This is a genomic window from Ruegeria sp. HKCCA5763 (genome assembly GCF_013034545.1).
In the GTDB taxonomy this organism is placed as follows: Bacteria; Pseudomonadota; Alphaproteobacteria; order Rhodobacterales; family Rhodobacteraceae; genus Ruegeria.
In genome coordinates, this window is record NZ_WQGF01000007.1 from 136,271 (window position 1) to 154,556 (window position 18,286).

General features: G+C 55.2%; 15 protein-coding genes. 8 read left to right on the forward strand and 7 right to left on the reverse strand.

Going from position 1 to position 18,286, the window contains the following annotated elements:
* Positions 1–54: 54 nt before the first annotated feature.
* Genes GOV89_RS13430 through GOV89_RS13440 form a run of 3 tightly spaced genes read right to left on the reverse strand, consistent with a single transcriptional unit; the run spans position 55 to position 4,298 of the window.
* Positions 55–1,257 (reverse strand): Xaa-Pro peptidase family protein, encoded by a 1,203-nt coding sequence (locus GOV89_RS13430; protein WP_171238413.1) that lies wholly within the window; start codon positions 1,255–1,257, stop codon positions 55–57.
* Positions 1,254–3,671: an FAD-dependent oxidoreductase gene (locus tag GOV89_RS13435; protein ID WP_171238414.1), complete on the reverse strand. Its 2,418-nt coding sequence runs from the start codon at positions 3,669–3,671 to the stop codon at positions 1,254–1,256. The genes GOV89_RS13430 and GOV89_RS13435 overlap by 4 nt, the downstream gene beginning before the upstream one ends.
* Entirely contained in the window at positions 3,672–4,298 is a 627-nt protein-coding gene (locus GOV89_RS13440) for a cupin domain-containing protein (protein ID WP_171238415.1), read from the reverse strand.
* A 58-nt stretch (positions 4,299–4,356) separates the two neighbouring features.
* Here GOV89_RS13440 and GOV89_RS13445 point away from each other — a divergent pair, with 58 nt between their 5' ends.
* Complete coding sequence (locus GOV89_RS13445; protein ID WP_171238416.1) at positions 4,357–5,538, forward strand: aromatic ring-hydroxylating dioxygenase subunit alpha; 1,182 nt, start codon at positions 4,357–4,359, stop codon at positions 5,536–5,538.
* A 303-nt stretch (positions 5,539–5,841) separates the two neighbouring features.
* Here the strand turns inward: GOV89_RS13445 and GOV89_RS13450 are convergent, their stop codons facing one another.
* Genes GOV89_RS13450 through GOV89_RS13460 form a run of 3 tightly spaced genes read right to left on the reverse strand, consistent with a single transcriptional unit; the run spans position 5,842 to position 8,207 of the window.
* Positions 5,842–6,321: an N-acetyltransferase gene (locus GOV89_RS13450; RefSeq protein ID WP_171238417.1), complete on the reverse strand. Its 480-nt coding sequence runs from the start codon at positions 6,319–6,321 to the stop codon at positions 5,842–5,844.
* 51 nt (positions 6,322–6,372) lie between these two features.
* Entirely contained in the window at positions 6,373–7,203 is an 831-nt protein-coding gene (locus tag GOV89_RS13455) for a carbon-nitrogen hydrolase family protein (protein WP_171238418.1), read from the reverse strand.
* Positions 7,204–7,211: 8 nt separating this feature from the next.
* Positions 7,212–8,207, reverse strand: a complete 996-nt coding sequence (locus GOV89_RS13460) for a LysR family transcriptional regulator (protein WP_171238419.1) — start codon at positions 8,205–8,207, stop codon at positions 7,212–7,214.
* Between the two features lie 109 nt (positions 8,208–8,316).
* On the opposite strand from GOV89_RS13460, the gene GOV89_RS13465 reads away from it, so the two are divergent.
* From GOV89_RS13465 to GOV89_RS13490, 6 genes are all read left to right on the forward strand, one after another.
* Positions 8,317–9,651 (forward strand): aspartate aminotransferase family protein, encoded by a 1,335-nt coding sequence (locus GOV89_RS13465; RefSeq protein ID WP_371810642.1) that lies wholly within the window; start codon positions 8,317–8,319, stop codon positions 9,649–9,651.
* A gap of 3 nt (positions 9,652–9,654) precedes the next feature.
* Positions 9,655–10,584, forward strand: coding sequence for a 3-keto-5-aminohexanoate cleavage protein (locus GOV89_RS13470; protein ID WP_171238420.1), 930 nt, complete (start codon positions 9,655–9,657; stop codon positions 10,582–10,584).
* 3 nt (positions 10,585–10,587) lie between these two features.
* A complete protein-coding gene (locus GOV89_RS13475) occupies positions 10,588–11,619 on the forward strand; it encodes a histone deacetylase family protein (protein ID WP_171238421.1) in 1,032 nt (343 codons plus the stop codon).
* Between the two features lie 367 nt (positions 11,620–11,986).
* Positions 11,987–12,991: a TRAP transporter substrate-binding protein DctP gene (gene dctP / locus GOV89_RS13480; protein WP_171238422.1), complete on the forward strand. Its 1,005-nt coding sequence runs from the start codon at positions 11,987–11,989 to the stop codon at positions 12,989–12,991.
* Positions 12,992–13,077: 86 nt separating this feature from the next.
* Entirely contained in the window at positions 13,078–13,692 is a 615-nt protein-coding gene (locus GOV89_RS13485) for a TRAP transporter small permease (protein ID WP_171238423.1), read from the forward strand.
* A complete protein-coding gene (locus tag GOV89_RS13490) occupies positions 13,689–14,981 on the forward strand; it encodes a TRAP transporter large permease (protein WP_171181766.1) in 1,293 nt (430 codons plus the stop codon). Before GOV89_RS13485 ends, GOV89_RS13490 begins: the two co-directional genes overlap by 4 nt.
* A 1,036-nt stretch (positions 14,982–16,017) precedes the next feature.
* Here the strand turns inward: GOV89_RS13490 and GOV89_RS13495 are convergent.
* On the reverse strand, positions 16,018–16,434 hold the full coding sequence (locus GOV89_RS13495; protein WP_171238424.1) for a hypothetical protein: 417 nt from the start codon (positions 16,432–16,434) through the stop codon (positions 16,018–16,020).
* Between the two features lie 165 nt (positions 16,435–16,599).
* Here GOV89_RS13495 and GOV89_RS13500 point away from each other — a divergent pair, with 165 nt between their 5' ends.
* A complete protein-coding gene (locus GOV89_RS13500) occupies positions 16,600–18,237 on the forward strand; it encodes a winged helix-turn-helix domain-containing protein (protein WP_171238425.1) in 1,638 nt (545 codons plus the stop codon).
* The last annotated feature ends 49 nt before the right edge of the window (positions 18,238–18,286 follow it).

The window sequence follows — 18,286 nt, forward strand, 5'->3', positions numbered from 1 at the left end:
GACCACGCTCTGGCAACCTAATTGTTGTCAGTCGGTCAGAACTCTCATCGGCTATTAATTCAACAGGTTTTCGTCGTAAGGATAGCTGTCGAGCTGTTCGAGACCTGTCGCGGTAACCAGAAACTGATGCTCGATCTTGACGCCGCTGCCGCCTCGATCTGATCCAACATACCCCTCAACGCAGATCATCATGTTTTCCTCTATGATCCCGTCATAGCCAATGTCGTCCCAGTCCTGCGGGTAGGGAACATAGGGGTATTCATCGCACATCCCCACACCGTGCATGATGCACGGATAGCGGTGCGCGTGGAATTCTTCAGGGTGGCGGAAGCTCTTGTCCACCAGTTCTTTGAACGACACACCGGGTCGCACATTGGCCTTGTTGTGTTCGATTTCGTCCAGAGCGCGTTTGTAGAGGTCTCGGAATGCGTTTGGCGCCTTCCCTTCGCCGCAGTACCAAGTGCGCGAAATGTCGGACATATAGCCAAAAGGGCCGACCATATCGGTGTCAAAGCCCATCAGCTCTCCTTTTTGAACGCGGCGTTCGCCTGCCTCTTGCAGCCAGGGGTTTGTCCGCTCGCCCGAGGCCAACATGCGGGCTTCGGACCACAGGCCGCCATGGGCGATGTTGACCTGGCTCAGGATGCTCCACAGCTCGTTTTCCGAAATGTCGGGCTGGAAGGCTTCGCGCATCCGGGCGATACCCAGCTGCGCCACTTCGATTGCATAGCGGCACAGCGTAATTTCTTCCTCTGATTTGATCGAGCGGGCCTTTTCCAGAAAACCGGGCGCGTCGACGACCTCGAACCCGGCCTGCATCAAGCCCTGAACAGCAGAGGCGTCCAAACGGTCAAGCGCCACACGGCAACGCCCTTTGCCGGCCAAACGGCCGCGGACGAAGTCTACGAATTTGCGCGTATTCTCCACCTGATCAAAGCCCGCAAGGAATGGCGCAAGCCCGAACATTGGGATGTATTCCGTGACATGGTCCAGATCCTTGATGAACGCGCCGCTGAAGACCACCGGGCCGTCGGCAAAGACAAACAGCATCATCAGCGGGATACGCGCCTGGAACTGCATGTATTCATGGTAATTCACCGCATAGCGCATGGTCAGCGGGTTGGTAATGACAGCCAGTTCCACGTCCCGTTCGGCCATGGCCTCGCGGATGCGGCCCATGCGGTAATCGTTCAGTTTGGTCCAATCGATTTCGGGCGCTGGCAGTATCGCTTTGCCAAAGTCAGTAGGAGTGTTCATACCTTCAACCTTTCGTTTTTCGGATCGAACACCGCATCGGCCAGCACTTTGGCTTTGCACATCTGGCCAAATACGATCACCTCCAGCGCCGTACCGGGGTTCGCTGCCTTTGGTTTGACAAAGGCAAAGGCCAGATTGCGACCAGTTACCGGGCCGAACCCGCCTGAGGAAACCGACCCTACTTTCTCGCCATCCAAATAAACCGCCTCGCCGCCCAGCACGTCTGTGTCCACCAGCTCAATGTCGAGATACGCAATAACCGAACTGCTGCCGGTTTCGGCGAGGTTGCGCAGCGCGTCTTTGCCTATGAACTCTTTGTCGAATTTCACAAAGCGCATCTGGTCGGTGTGCACGGGACTGGTGTCATTGGCCAGTTCATGCCCACCGCGATAGGCCTTTTCCATGCGCATCATTTCCACCGCCTTCGATCCAAACGGGACCATGCCATGGGGTTTGCCCGCGTCCCAAACCGCATCCCAAAGCTCGCCAAGTTGGTCCAAGTTTGCGTGCAGTTCCCACGCCAGTTCGCCCGAGAATGACAGGCGCATCGCGATCAGCGGGATGCCCGCCACAGCGATTTCGCGCGCCTTGAGCCACCTGAAATCGGAGTTTTCCAGAAACGCATCGCTGAGCTGACCCAGCACCGCGCGCGCCTTGGGTCCGGCCACGGTCAGGATACCCCAGTCATCGGACAGGTTCCTGACCGTCACGTCTTCGGACCCGCGCTGATGAACCGTGATCCAGTCCCAGACCCGGCGCTCTGAGGGGCCGCCGGTGACGAACCAGAACCGATCTTCGGCCAGCCGGGCAATCGTTGCCTCGCCCTCAATCGTGCCTCGTTCATTCAGCAAAAGGGTCAGGCACGTGCCGCCCACCTTTTTCGGCATTCTGTTCGCACAAAGGCGGTTCAGATAGGCCTCGGCCTCGGGTCCGGTGATTTCGAACTTGGAAAAGGCCGAGAAGTCGCCAATGCCGACGCTTTCATGCACCGCAAGCGCCTCGGCCAGCGCAGCCTCCCACGACGGGCCACGCTTCCATGATTGCGGTTCTTTGCCATCCCATTCCGGTTTGCCATAGACCCGCGGGCGTTCCCATCCGCCCGCTTCCTCAAACACCGCGTTCAGCGCCTTGGTTCTGTCATGCACGCCAGAGGTTCGGATCTCGCGGCAGGTTTCATATTGCAACTGTGGATAAGGCAACGACAGGCGCGTCATGTAATTTTCGCGGCAGCGCTGATAGGTGTAATCTTTATCAACGCGCGAATGGAACCGACGCGGATCAAACCCGCGCATCGAGATATCGGCCGTGCCATGCACCATCCATTGCGCCAGCGCCCGGCCCAGTCCCGGCCCCCAGGCAATGCCCACGGTCGCACCGCAGGCCAGCCAATGATTGCGCAAGCCCGGCGCAGGCCCGACCAACGGGTGCCCGTCAGGTGTATATGTGATTGCGCCATTGACGATGCGTTTGATGCCGCGCTCCATCAGGCAGGGATAGCGTTCAAAGCATTTCTCCAACCACGGCATAATACGGTCATAGTCGGGTTCAAACAGTTCGTTCTCGCTGTCCCAGGGGCAGCCATCGCGCCATTTGGCCAGCGCATCATGGGTGTCATAAAGCCCGATCAGCGCCCCACCCTGTTCGCGGCGCAGATAGCCGGTGAAGTAATCATCGCGGGTGACGGGGATTTCATGCCCCATCGCCTCGAACTCGGGCACCGCATCGGTGACCACATAGTGGTGCTGCATCGACACGATCGGCAGGTCCAGCCCGCTGAAGGCACCGATCTGGCGGGCGTGATAACCGCCTGCATTGACCACATGCTCGCACAGGATATCGCCCTGTTCTGTCGCCACTTTCCATTCGCCCGACGGCATCTGCCGTACATCTGTCACACGGTTGCGGCGCAGCACCTTGGCCCCGCGCATCCGCGCGCCCTTGGCCATGGCCTGACAGGTGCCGGATGGGTCAACATGGCCGTCATCGGGCGTACAAATCCCGCCGATGATATGCGACGTGTCATAGATCGGGTTCAGCTTGGCGATTTCTTCGGGAGTAACCCAGCGACACTCCTGCCCGCGGGCCAGTACCGCGTCACGCGTGTGCATCAGCCAGGCACGGTGATCCTCGGTTGCGGCCACGCGCAAGGACCCGCAATTGTGCCAGCTGACGCCTTGCTCGGTCTTAGCCTCGATGGTTTTATACAGATCCACCGCATAATCGTGACAGATCCCCAACGCACGGCCCGCCGTCATTCGGCTGACCAGCCCCGCCGCATGCCAAGTGGCCCCCGATGTCAGCTCGGCCTTTTCAACAAGAACAACGTCTGTCCATCCTTCTTTTGCCAGATGGTACAGGACGCTCGCCCCCATATTGCCGCCACCGATTACAACAACACGCGTGTGTTCAGTCATCTATTGTCTTTTCATGGTAACGGGAGTGTTGGCCCAGACGACCTGGGCCTCGACTTTGCCGGGATTGTGGTAACGGTGTGGGATGTCAGCGGAAAAGCTAAAGCTATCACCAGCCTGAAGGCGAAAGACCTGGCTATCCAAGGTCAGTTCGATTTCACCCTTCAGCACCATCCCGGCCTCTTCCCCTTCATGGGTATAGAGGTCGTCGCCGGTGCTGCCTCCGGGCTCATAGGTGGAAATGCCCATCGCCAGCTGTCGGTCAAGGCTGGCGGACAGCAAGTGATCTTCGAACCCCATATAGTCTGTCCCTGAAAGCCCGGAATAGGTCAGCTTGCGACGCCTGTCGGCGCGCACGACAAAGGGGCGTTCTTCGGCGGGAGCTGGGCCATCGGTCTCAAAGAACCATCCGACAGGTACTCCAAGTGCTTCGGCGACCTCCTGCAGCGCCGTGACTGAGGGTCGGGCCAGACCGCGTTCAATCTTTGACAGAAACGAAACCGAGCGCCCCGAAGTTTCAGACAGGTCGTTCAGGGTCATGTTCTGTGCTTTGCGCAGGGCGCGTAAGTCTTCACCCAACTTATTGAGCGACTCTTGATTGCGTGTTTGAAGTTTTTTCTTGACGATCATGAAAATTTACCGTGCATAATTTTCCCAGTTGCGCAAGAATTATCCGAATGGAGGCCTCATGAGTGGCCAGTTCCCCGATACACCGATCCTCAAAAAGGTTAAGGCATTGCTGGGTGAAGAAGGGTTAGTCCAGACATTTGCCCCGATTGAGGAAGCCAGCGGCCTTCCAAATGCAGCCTATTGGTCCAAAGAATGGTTGGCATTGGAGCAGGAGCATTGCTTTCGCAGGTCGTGGGTATTTGCGGGGGCTGACGCGGAATTGCCCGAGCGCGGCGACATGAAACCGGTCGACATTGGTGGTGCGCCACTGATCATCCTACGCGACCAGGACGGAGCCATTCGCGCAATGCACAATGTGTGCCGGCATCGCGGCGCAAAACTTGTCACTGAACCCTGCAAGAGATCAACCCTGACTTGCCCATATCATGCCTGGGTTTATGGTCTGAACGGCAAGCTGCGAGCACGGCCCCATTTCAACGGACCGGATATAACGGACCACTTCAAAGACGGAGGTGGCGACAAGCTCGATCTACAAGAGGTCCGGTGCGAGGTCTGGAACGGCTGTGTTTTCGTCAATATCTCAGGGGATGCAGAGCCGCTAGAGGACTGGTTGAAACCGATGCTTGCACGTACGCCGGGTTATGATTTCACATCGATCCGCTGGGCCGGGAAAATCGATTTCGAAGTCAATGCCAATTGGAAGTTGGTCTACGAGAATTACATGGAGGGCTATCATGTCTTTGCCGTGCATCCCAAACTTTTGAAGTTTGCACCGATGAACGTGCGGTGGTCGGGTGAATGGGACCAACACGTATTCTACAACGACTACATCTTTCCTGAATTGGGTGAAGGGCGCGGTGATCGTCTGCCGCACTATCCCGATCTGTCACAAGAAGATGCCAAACGCGGTCTTTGGTTCTTATGCTTCCCACATTTCGCCGCCGAAGTCTTCCCAGACCAATTTACAGTTCTAGTAAGTTATCCAATTGCACCGAACAAAACGCGTGAAGAGCTGCATGTTTTCCTGATCGGAGATGCTGCGACGTCAGAGGACCATGCCAACGCAAGGGCCGAACTCATGCAAATGTGGGATGATCTCAACCGAGAGGATCTTGGTATGCTCGAACTGCTGCAGCAGGGGCGCCTGTCGCCTGCCTATGACGGCGGTCGCCTCAGTCCGTATTGGGAAGGACCGACACATGAATTCGGGCGGCGCGTGGTTGAACGTATACTTTCTTGAAATTTCGCGCCGTGTTTTACCGATTTGACGAAGATCTCGTCAGCAATCGGTTTTGACGCCAAGGCTGCTCATCATCGGATTTTGCGCAACGTCTGAAACGCGGGCAAAAGTTGTTAACAAAGTGTGAATCAATTGGCGCTTCGGATCAAATTCATGCTTTGACAACCAACTTCATTTTGTCGTTCGATTGCGCAAAAGTGTCTTTTTGCAAGATACGCGACGCACCCTCTTTAGCTTTCCAAAACCACCATCGCGACAGCCTTAATTGGTTGATCGACTTGACGACTTCGTCGCAATTCGCCTTCAGAAGTTCTTTAAACTCCGCAAAGGAGCACCTTCGAGGATCATTGCCCTCATGTCCGTTTCTTCTCTGAAACCGATATGGGTGTAGTAGGCAAGAGCAGAAGGGTTGGTGCGATGGACCGCCAGTTTAAGGAAGCACGCGCCTGAAGATTTGTCCGCATCGAAAACCGCACGAGACAACAGTTTGTTTCCAATACCTCGCCCTCGCGCCGAAGAGGAAACCCAAAGATCACTTACAAACAAGCCGCCACCCCCCTTGGTCGTTGAAAACACTGGCGTCCAAACAATTGCGCCGACGACCTCGGCTTCATTGTAGGCGAGCAAAGCATTGAAGGCCGGATGGTTACCAACAAATGCAGCTTTCAAAACGTCAACATTCGCGACGTGCCTGTCGTTCATTTCAGCCGACAACGCCCTTAGCGCAAAATCCAGATCGTTTATTTTGTCGAGCGTCACCGGAGAGATGGCAACCTGTGTCATTCGAAACCTAACCTATGTTTCGCAACCGCCAACAAAAGACTGTCTGACCCTTCACAGTGCATCATAATCCGCCAGTCGGTCCTTGAGGAATGTATAGTCTTTTCTTGCTTGTAAGAGCTGGCCCTTGTTGATGGTCACGTGACGGAAATCTTCAGCTGTTTCGGCAAACCGCACAGGCAGAATATTTTCATCCATCCAAGGCCAACAGAAGATCGAATTGCCCCAGGTTTCTCCGGCCCGGTTAAGGGACAAGAAAAAGATCTGATTTTCCATCGCGCGCGCCATGGCGAAATTGTGCCAGGTTTCGAAGGACTCGTCGCGATAATATGCCCCGCAATGCAGGATGAGATCGACGTCGTGCCTTAGTGTCAGGGTGCGGGCAAGTTCGGGAATGCGGATATCGTAGCAAATGATTGGAGAGATAGTTATTCCATTGATTTTGAATGTGAATATGTGATCCCCAGCGTCAAAATATTCCTTCTCCATCGAAGCGCCATATTGGCAAAGGTGAAGCTTGTCGTAATAGCCGGTCAGCGCACCGTCCGGGTTGACGACCGCAATTGAAATATGCGTCCCCAATGCCCCCCGGCGTGCAAAACTGTAAGTGACATGGACACCGAATTCTTTGGCGACCTCGCGCCATTTTTCAAAAGAAGCGCCTTCCAGGGGTTCCGCGATCTCATTGAGCCGGTCGAAGGCCGAGCGGGCATAATCGATACTGGATAGCTCAGGCAAAACCACGAGGTCCACGTTCCGGCGGCTGAGCTGATCTCGCACTTTCGCGGCGCTTTCCGCAAGATGTCTGTCTCTCGCGGCGGCGCTCTTGGTGGCGGGGATTTCGATCTGACAAGCCAGCAGAGACAGGGTGTCACTTGATGTCATTGTTTGGCTTACCCCTCTTGGATCCTTGGCTCGATTGTTTCGGTTGGATTGTAGCTGCGCTGTTCAAGCGGCACCGATGCAAGCCGGTTTCGAAACATGTCAAGCAGTGCTTTTTCCGCGCGATTCAGGCGGGCGCTTTTGTGGTGCACCAGATGAATATCAATTGCCAACGCATTTTCATAAGGTGGCAAACGCCACAGTTCGCCGCGATTGACGAAGCGTTCGGCGATGTGAACAGGCAGAGGGCCAAACCCGAGCCCCGCGCCGATCATCCGCTGTGCCTCGCCCAGGTCAGAAGTGTAACCGATCACTTTGTTGTCGAGCTTGTGCTGCGCGCGCAGCAACGCCACCGGACGTAACGCATCCCAAAGCTGGTCTGTCCGGAATGAAACCGACGAATGGTCTCGCAAGTCGTCGAGTTTCAGATCGCGTTGCCCGAACAATGGGTAGCTGGGACCACAGTAGAACCCAAAGTAGGACCGATAAAGAACCTCATGCTGCAGACTTGGATGGGTGTCATGCACCAAGCAGACGCCAAGTGTCGCGGATTTTTCAAGAACCGCCTGCCTGACGGCTTTGCTGGACATAACCTCAATATCAAAGCTGACTTCGGGGAATTGGCGATGAAAGTCCGCCAGTATCGCATCAAAAAAATCGCTTTCAATCCTACTGAGAAGCGCGAGTTTGACGGTACCCGTCACGATGTCTTCCGTTCCCTGTGCGCTTTGGATAGCCCGCGCCAGGCTTCCAAACATGTCCAGACATTCCTGGTACAGTGTCTGCCCGGCTGGTGTGATGCGGAAATGCGATGGGCTGCGATCAATCAGCGGCATTCCAAGCCGTGTCTCAAGACGTTTCAGGGCTTGGCTGACGGAAGGTTGTCGCCGCATCAGGCGCTGGGCCGCCAGGGTGATGCTGCCTTCCTGAACAATGACCATAAAGGTGCGAAGCAGATTCCAATCCAGCTCGCGGATCAATTTGTCCTGTTCAGCGGCGTTATCCATTGATTCAATCAATATGCTTAATTCTCATTATCTATTTGCCCTATAAAAGAATCCAACACAAGGTTGGGTATCGCTCCTGCATCGCCACACCTGTCAAAGAAGAAAAACCGTGAAGGCATCGAACCTTTTCTATCAAAGTCGCGCGCGCCGCCCCGAGGTCGATCGCGCAGAAGGAATCTATATTTGGGGCAAGAACGGCCAGCTTTATATTGATGGTTCGTCCGGGGCGATGGTCAGCAATATTGGCCATTCAAATCCCAATGTTCTGGCTGCAATGAAGGCGCAGATGGACAGCGCAACCTTTGCCTATCGTCTACATTTTGAGAACGCCCCAGCAGAAGACCTGGCCACAGCCATCGCGGATCGCACACCGGCAGGCCTGGACAAGGTCTTTTTTGTTTCTGGCGGGTCCGAGGCCGTGGAGTCTTGCGTGAAATTCGCGCGGCAATGGGCGGTTGCTGATGGGCAAGCCAGTCGGTGGAAAGTCATCTCGCGCTTTCCATCTTATCACGGTTCTACCTTGGGCGCGCTGGCGATTACCGGATACGGGCCGCTGACGAACGCGTTTGCGCCGCTTTTCAAGGAAATGCCGAAAATTCCTGCGCCCACTTGCTATTTGGACCGCGACAACCTGTCCGACCACGATCGTGGTCTGAAATATGCCGAGATGCTAAGGGATGAGATCATTGCACAAGGGCCCGACACGGTTCTGGCTTTTGCCATGGAACCGGTGGGCGGTGCATCTACCGGGGCGCTGGTTGCGCCCGACAGCTACTATGGGCGGGTGCGCGAGATCTGCGACGAATTTGGCGTCCTGCTGATCATGGACGAGGTCATGTCTGGTGTCGGACGCACTGGTACGTTTCTGGCTTCGGAGCACTGGAACATCCGCCCCGATCTTGTGGCCCTGTCCAAGGGATTTGGCGCAGGCTATGCCCCGTTGGGGGCCATGATCGCCGACAAAGCGATGGTTGAAACCGTGCTGGACAGCGGCGGATTTGCCCACGGCCACACTTATGCCGGTAACCCGCTCGCATGCAGCGCTGGGTTGGCTGTTCTGAACGAAATCGACCGGCTGGACCTGATGACCAATGCGCGGATCATGGGCGAAATCCTGATGGCGGGGCTCATGGACCTCATGGCGCGTCACCCGTTCATCGGTGATGTGCGGGGAAAAGGCCTGCTAACCGCCTTTGAAATGGTCTCGGATCGGGACACCATGTCACCATTGCCCAAGGACCTGAACGCCTATGAACGGTTCGTGGAAATCTGCTACGAGCGCAACCTGATCACTTATTCGCGCCGCACTCGCGGCGGTGTTGAGGGCGATCATTTCCTGATTTGCCCGCCTTTGATCGCGACCGAAGCGCAGATCAACGAAATCCTGAACATACTCGACGACAGTCTCCGGGACTTTGCCCGTGAATGTGCATTGGAGGTTTGACCCATGGCGCAAAAAATTATCCTGACTTGCGCCGTGACAGGCTCGATCCACACGCCGACCATGAGCCCACACCTGCCGGTTTCGCCTGACGAAATAGCTAAGTCTGCAATTGAGGCAGCAGAAGCTGGCGCATCTGTTTTACACCTGCATGCGCGCGACCCCGACACCGGCCGCCCAAGCGCGGATATCAATGTCTTTCGCCAGTTCCTGCCAAGGATCAAGGACGCGAGTGACGCGGTTATAAACTTGACCACGGGCGGCAGCTCACAGATGAGTGTGGAACAGCGGCTTTCGGCCCCCGTGGAACTGGCGCCCGAGATGTGTTCGCTCAACATGGGCTCCATAAATTTCGGCCTCTTCCCGATGAAGGATCGCTATTCCGATTGGACCCATGATTGGGAAGAGTCCTTTTTGGAGAACACACGCGACACTGTGTTCAAGAATACATTCCATGACATAGAAACCGTGTTTCGAATGCTGGGCGATGCTGGTGGCGCGCGGTTTGAATGTGAATGTTACGATGTGGGGCACATTCAGACGCTGGCGTTCTATCTGAAGCAAAAGAGCATTGTGCCACCGGTCTTTCTGCAATTTGTGATGGGTGTACTGGGCGGGATCGACGCCAGCCCGCACAGCCTGATGTATTTGAAGGAAACGGCTGACCGATTGTTGGGCGACGCCTACGAGTTTTCGGCGCTTGCCGCAGGGCGACAGCAGATGCCACTGGGCACTATGAGCGCCATCCTGGGTGGGCATGTGCGTGTTGGTCTTGAAGACAGCCTGATGATCGAACGCGGGCAACTTGCTACCAGCAACGCTCAACAGGTCACTAAAATCCGGTCGGTTCTGGAGGAGCTGGGATACGAGATCGCAACACCTGACGAGACGCGCGCGATGCTCGGTCTTAAAGGGGCAGACAAGGTAGGGTTCTGACACATGAAAGTCTTTTCTGACCAGAAACAGCAGGGCCAGCATAATCCCAGCGGGTTTCTGGTTAACGGAGTTATGCAACCCAACCCCGAAAAACCTGAGCGGTTGGAGCGCCTACTTGCAGGCGTCGCGGCGGGCGGTCACGCTGTGCACGCCCCAACTGATCATGGCCTAGCTCCGATCGCGGCAGTACACACTCCGGCCTACCTGAAGTTCCTGTCGACGGTTTATGAACGGTGGGCGCGCATTCCCGACGCCACGCCCGAGATATTCCCGAATATCCACCCGGATCGCCGCACGGCCAGCTATCCCTTGTCGGCAGTCGGTCAGGCAGGATTTCACGTCACCGACATGTCCTGCCCTATCGGTGCACACACCTGGGAAGCAGCGCGCTGGTCCGCAAACTGCGCCGTGAGCGCAACCCAGGCAGTATTGGACGGGGACAACGTGGCCTATGCGCTCTGCCGGCCGCCGGGGCATCATTGCTTTAGCGATCTAGCTGGCGGATTCTGTTATCTCAACAACAGCGCTATTGCTGCACAATACCTACGGCAAACTCATGACCGCGTGGCGATCATCGATGTTGACCTGCACCACGGCAACGGAACGCAAGGCATCTTTTACGAACGTAACGACGTATTCACCCTGTCTATCCACGCGGACCCGGCGCGGTTCTATCCATTCTTCTGGGGTCACGCTCATGAGGTCGGTGAAGGCGCGGGGCACGGATACAATTTGAACATACCGCTCTTACGTGGCACCGGGGATGACGGGTTTATGAAGGGTCTGAACGAAGGTTTGAACGTCGTCAGGAACTTCGCGCCCGGTGCAATCGTCATAGCCCTTGGACTTGATGCCTTCGAAGGCGACCCCTTTGGTGGTCTGGCGGTTTCGACACCTGGATTTGCCAAGATGGCAAGGATGCTGGCAGCGCTCAACCTGCCTACCGTGATTGTGCAGGAAGGCGGGTATCTCTGCAATGAATTGGGCACAAACCTGCAGTCTTTCCTCGACGGCTTCGAGGGCAGGTCCGCATGAGTCAAGGGGATACATTGCAGGCCGAACGCGTGGACCGACTACAGCGACTACATGAGACATGATGGCCTTTAACGATACACTGGATGCCACCCTGGCCGCGAAGCACAGGCATATCGCCCTTGCGGCAAAGCTCGGCCAACCAATCGCGCTTTCCCGACAATGATGACGCAAAGCCTTGTTACCACGAGCCGCGAAACCAAGAGTTACTCAAAAAAATCAACTGAAGGAAGGGCTAAAATCAAAAAAACCAGCAGACGTGAATCAAATTGCACTGTGCGATTTGTTTGCATAGGCTGGCCGGACAGATTGACCAGCTAAGGTCAGCAAAAATATCTGAACGAACAAACGTCAACAGGGAGAGTATTCCATGAACTTTGCGAAATTAACCACGGGCATCGTGGTTGGTGCAATGAGCGCGCTGATGTCGACTGCCGCAATTGCTGACGATGTCAAGCTGCGCTTTGCCGGCGTGTTTCCAATTGATCACCAAGGTACCAAGATGATGGAGCAGGTCGCCGCAGATGTTGCAGCGGCAGATGTCGGCCTGACAATCGAGGTGTTCCCAGCCAACCAGCTTGGTTCGGGCGAAGCGCTGTTCGAAGATGTTGCGCGGGGCAATATCGATCTGGCTGCGGCCTTTATCTATGCCGATACCGACCCGCGCCTGGAGTTCCTGTCGATGCCGTTCCTTGTAGGGGGCTGGGACGACATGGACAACATCATGCGCAACATGGATTCTGAGTATAATCAGATCTTGCAGGAAATCACCGACGAGTACGGCGTGAGGGTCATGGCCCAAAATCCCGAAGGGTTTGTGGGTATCGTGGCCACGCAGGAACCGACCAACTGGAACAACTTCGACGACAAAGGCATGAACATTCGTGTTTGGTCGTCGCCCGCCGTGAAAGCCATGGTGGAAGCGCTTGGTTACCAGGCCACGACCATGGCGTGGGGTGATATCTTCCCCGCGATCCAGTCAGGTATCGTTGATGGCGCAATCTGCTGCACCAAGACGGCAACCTACTCGATCTTCGCCCAGTCGGATGTTGGTACGCACTTTGTCGAGTACAACTCGATCTCGGAACTGACCACATTCTACGCGTCACAGCGCACGCTGGATAAGCTGAACGATGAGCAGCGTGCAGCGCTTCAGGCCGCGATGACCAAGGCCTCGGATGACTTCTTCCAGTATAACCGCGACAATGACGCGGCCTTTGGACAGAAGCTTATCGACAAGGGCTACACAATCCTGAGCCTGAGCGACGAAGAGCAGGCTGCCATGGCCGCTCATATCCAGGAAAACATCTGGCCTATGATGGCCCAAAGCGTCGGCCAGGACGTGATCGATCGCTTGCTGGCGGCGAAGAACTGATAACCTGACCACGGAAGGGCCGGCATATTTGCCGGCCCTTTTTTTTGCTAATTCCTCAAAAAAATGTCAAAATGGGGGGGACAGATATGCCGAATGACGAAGACGGCTTGCCGCGGTTCGTCGGCGATGAAGACGAGGGCAAACCACAAAAAATCACAGACGAACTTCCGCCAATCATTGGGTATCCTATGAAGGTGATCGCGTTCGTTTGTAGACAGCTCGTAATGTTCTGCGGGTTCTTGATGGCATTCACCTTTGGCGCTGTTGTCGTGATCAGATACGGCTTTGGAGGCGACCTTTTTGCCTATGAGGAATGGCTTTTGGCCTTCTCCATTGTCGGTTTTTTTGCCGGGGCCGTTCTGGCTTCTGCCCGCAATCTGCACATCAACGCTGATATCCTCAGCATTGTAATACATAATCAACGGTTGATTTGGTGGCGCAGCTTCGTGGTGTTGCTGGTTGAACTCGTGGTTATCTTGTTTCTCTTTTACGCCTGCTATGTTTCGCTGCTGGACGACTTCTCGTTCCCGCGACTACGGTCCACCCCGGTGTTGCGCATTCCGTTTGTCACCTGGCGCATTGCGATCATGTGTGCCTTCGGCTTCATGGCGATGTTCACCGCTGCGTATCTCTACGTGCACATCCGAAAAGGCCTTGGGTTGCCCCTTCGGTCTGAGACGATGAAAGGAGCCGCCAAATGATTATCACCGGAAGCCTGATTATCGTCTGCCTAATGCTGCTGCTCGGTGTCAGCGTCTACGTGGCCTTTGGATCGGTTCTGATCTTTATTGCCATTGTTGGGGATCAGTCCATTACCGGCTATCTGCCGACCGGTGCGACTGGAATCCGTTCGCTGGTGCTGTTGGCAATCCCACTCTTCATGATCGCTGGCGGCATCATGGAAAAAGGTAAAATCGCAGCCCCCCTTGTGGCGCTGGCCGAGATGTTCATCGGCCACATAAAGGGCGGCCTGAATGCGGCCTCCGTACTGGCCTGTGGGGTCTTCGGCTCGATCTCGGGGAGTGCGAATGCGACACTGACCTGCATTGGCGGTATCATGATGCCGCATCTGAAAAAGGCGAATTATCCTGGCGGGCAATCGGCGGCGCTTATCGTCAGTGCAGCACCCTTGGGCCTTTTGATCCCGCCCAGCTCGTCGCACATTCTTTATGGCTGGGTGGCGCAACAGCACGTGCTCAAGTGTTTTCTGTCAACCGTGATTCCGGCGATCATCCTGATAACTCTTCTGATTGTCACCAACCAGTTCATGTTGCGGAAGTATGACGACATTCAACTGAAGGAGCGTCCAGATCCGTTCATGCCCGCGCTCTTGGGTCAGGGCCGTCTGGCGGGTCCAGCGCTCTTGATGCCCATCATTATCTTGGGTGGAATCTATGGCGGGGTCATGACCCCGACCGAGGCCGCAGGCATTGCGGTATGCTATGCTATCCCGGTTGCGATCTATTTCTATCGTGGGCTAACCTGGAAAACGCTTGCTCAGACCATCCAGACTTCGGGTGTGACGATCGGTGTGGTCATGGTCATGATCTTTATGGTGCTGATCGTTTCGGACAACCTGATCTCGCAGGGTGCGCCTCAGTTGGCCAAGGATATGGTTTACTCGGTATCGGACAATCCGATCGTGATCCTTTTGATGATCAACGTGGTCATGATCCTGATCGGCATGCTGATGGACGATATCTCGGGCTTGCTCTTGGCCACGCCAATCCTGTTGCCGATTGCCCAAAGTGTAGGTGTCGATCCAATCCACTTTGCTGCGATCATCGGTGTCAATCTTGGTATGGCCAACATCACGCCTCCGACGGCGCCGTTGCTCTATCTCGGTGCGCAGATTTGCGACACGTCCGTGTCCAAGATGCTGTGGCCAACGTTGATCTTCATCGTGTTCGCCTGGTTGCCGACGCTGATGCTGACCACCTTTGTCCCGTCATTGTCGCTCTGGCTTCCGGAACTGCTGCTCAGCCGGTAATGGATTCAACTAAAAACAAAGAAAGGAGCCCGGGCTTCGGGCTCCTTTTTCATTCGCAGACGGCCACGCAGCCAACCTGTTCCAATCAAATCAATCTGCATTCATCAGATTAATCGTGGTTAGGTTTGACTTACTGAACATAAATCCAGGCATGCACACCAATCAGCAGGGCGGTTGCAGCGATCAGGCTCAAGAGGCTGAACGCATCTTTGATTTCTTTTGCCATCGTCTTGGTCCTCATCAGGAGTTTCATTTACCGGACGCATATATGAGAGCATCGCGATTCCGACTACCAAGATTTCTCGAATACTCGCTTTGCAATTTTTGCATAGCAGTCGAGGCCTTTCACCAAGCCAATTTCACGTTTGGATCGCTAGATGAAAGCCAAACGTTAGAAACCAAAACGCAGGCACCGGCGGCTCGAGAGGCAACCAGATTTCTTGCCCTAGTAGATTGGCGGCAACGCCCGATGCGACAGCAAAGGAACCTGTCATCAAGGCATTGGGGTTTTGAGCACAGCAGAACATCGAAGCCGAGGTGGCACTGACAGGCGCATTGGCATCCCCGATGATGTGGAAATGCCAAAGCGTCCTTCAAGTCGGTGCTTGCTCGACAAGCGATCCGTGATCCGGTTTCACTTTCGCGATGAGCCGACGGTTCACGACACATTCTGGTTTCTGGCGCAGCGAGGCGCGCCACCTTAGTTTTGTGTAGACGATCCAGAGCTGGACGCTGAGCTTTACATAGAAAACACTCTCATCGCGGTGGGTGGCATCGTTATGGGACGAACAACCTTGGCGAAAGAGACCGAGCTCGGGTCGTTCTTTTTGGGCGGCGATCATCGACTTGCGAGCGCGCTTCAGAATTGGCTTCCGACAGCGCCCTATTCAAAAATTCCCGATATTTTTGCTCGAGATCTCAACAAAATATTGGGTGTTCGTTGTCTGCGCAAATCCCCTCGCGGTCGGATATTAGTTGCCACAGCTCGTCATTCAAAAGATGGCTGCTGCTGCACTACAACCAGACTGAGCCTGCCTCAGAGACCGGTAGAAGGCTCAAAGCTGTGAAGTTCGAAAGTCCTTTTTCCGTCGGCATTGAATTTTTGTATCGAGCCCCCAACACGGAGCACAGTCATACAGCGGTAGCGCCCTTTGTCGGCAACCATTGAAACGCAAACCTTATCTGTGTCTGTGATGGCAAAGGCACCCGCTCCGCTCCAACCACCGTTCGTCAGCTCTCCGCTCACGATGTTATTCGGGTCATAGAAGAAGCGAAACGTCTTCTCTCCGGACGTGGCTGTGACGGTTTTGCCGATCAGAAGTTCCGCGATCTGTTCAGCATCGAGACGCTCGGCTCCATTGTTCAATGCCGCTTCAAGATCAGATTGAGCGAATGCAGGGCTTCCTGCCAGGGCTACAGCAGCCGCTACGCAAAGTGTTTTTAAGTGTACCATATCCTATCTCCATAAAGTGTTGGGCAAAGCAAAAGAGCGTTAGCCAAGTAAACGCTAGTTGCAGCAGGCACGTCGGGCTTGATCAGAAGCTGATTTTTTCTGACATTCTTCTGACAATCCCCAAACTTCGTTGAGCCAAGGATAAAGCGGGGTGTAGGTTGCAGTATGTACCGTTTCTTGGAGTTCCGACTTGATCCGACGCAGGGTTTGAACCGCCTTGGCCAACCTGTTCCTTTGGAACCACAGGCCCTGCAATTGCTTGAGTTTCTGGTCAGGAACCGAGACAGGATCGTCAGCATACACGAGATTATTGACGAGATTTGGGGTGGGGCCGCAATCACAGACGCTGCCTTGAATACGCGCATCCGGTCCGTACGCAAGGCTTTGGGAGACACCGCGGCAAATTCGGATTATATCAAAACCTACCCCAAGCGCGGGTTTCAATTTGTGGCCCCGGTTGAATCGGATGACGCCCTGCCCGAGAGTGATGCCAACACGCCGAAAACCGGCCTTCTCATCGCGGGTGCTCTGCTGGGTCTGGCCATAGCGCTGTTCTCAATCTCCTTTTTTGCCGACCGACAGAGATTGCCGGACAATCGAAAGCCCTCTTTGGCCATCGTGCGGTTTGACAACATTGGGGGCGAAAGAACAGGGCAGTATTTCGTCGATGGTCTCACCGACGACCTGAGCGCGCATCTTTCGCGCAATCGCGAACTGTTCGTCGTGTCCAGCGCAACCATGTTCTCTTACGCGAAGGATCAAGCAACTCCGCTCGAAATCGCACGCGATCTTGGCGTTGAATATGTGGTCCGCGGTAGCGTTCGCCGCGTGGGTGGTCAGATGCGCGTGAGCGGAGAGCTTATCGATGTCGACAGTGCCGAAACCATCTGGGCCGAGGTTTTCGATCGCCAGGTGACAGATATCTTTGACGTTCAGGACGAGATTAGCCAGGCCATCGCCGGCCAATTGCTACCCAAAATCTATGAGTCTGGCGAAACGAGATCGCTGGGAAAACCAACCCAGGATATGGGGGCATGGGATCTGTATCTGCGTGGTCGGGCCCGGCAGGCGATCTTTTCGCACGAGGCGCAACAGGACGCGGTGTCATTTGCGCAGGAAGCCATCGACACTGATCCTGGGTTCGCTGCGGCACACAGTCTGTTGGCCCGCGCGTTGGGCACGATATTCTTCTTTCAGTGGTCAGACACTCCTCAGGATACGCTGATAGCCGCAACCGAAGCGGCCAAACGGGCGATTGAGCTGGATGATCAGGACGCGCAGGCGCATGCAGCCCTTGGCTATATCTACCGCTTTACCGGTGAAGCAGATCCTGCCATCGCTAACCTTGAACGCGCCGTCGCACTTAACCCTAATGACGCACGCATTAGACTGGAACTGGCGCATACCTATGATTGGTTCAGAATGCAGGATCGCGCCCTGCCCGAGATAGAGATGGCGATCAGACTCAGTCCGCGCGATCCAATGTTGCAAAACATGTATTTTTTTAAAGGGCACATCCTGTTTCACCTTGAACGCTACGAAGAAGCGCTGGACGCCGCCCGTAAGTTGGGCGCAGTGGCGACCAGCAATACGTGGCGGCTGTTTCATCATCTGCTGAGCGCCGCCACTCTTGCCGAAATGAACAAACCAGAAGAGGCGCAAAAGGCCGTCGACGCTGCGCTGAAGATTAACCCAAAACTGTCGATTTCAGCGATGCGTAGGCAATTCGTAGGGTCCAAAAACCATCCTGAAAACCGCCGAGTCTGGTTGGCGAGCCTGCAAAGAGCGGGCGTGCCTGAATAGTGCTTAGTTCTTTGTGAGCAGTCGGATGCAATAAACGCTCTGAACCGGC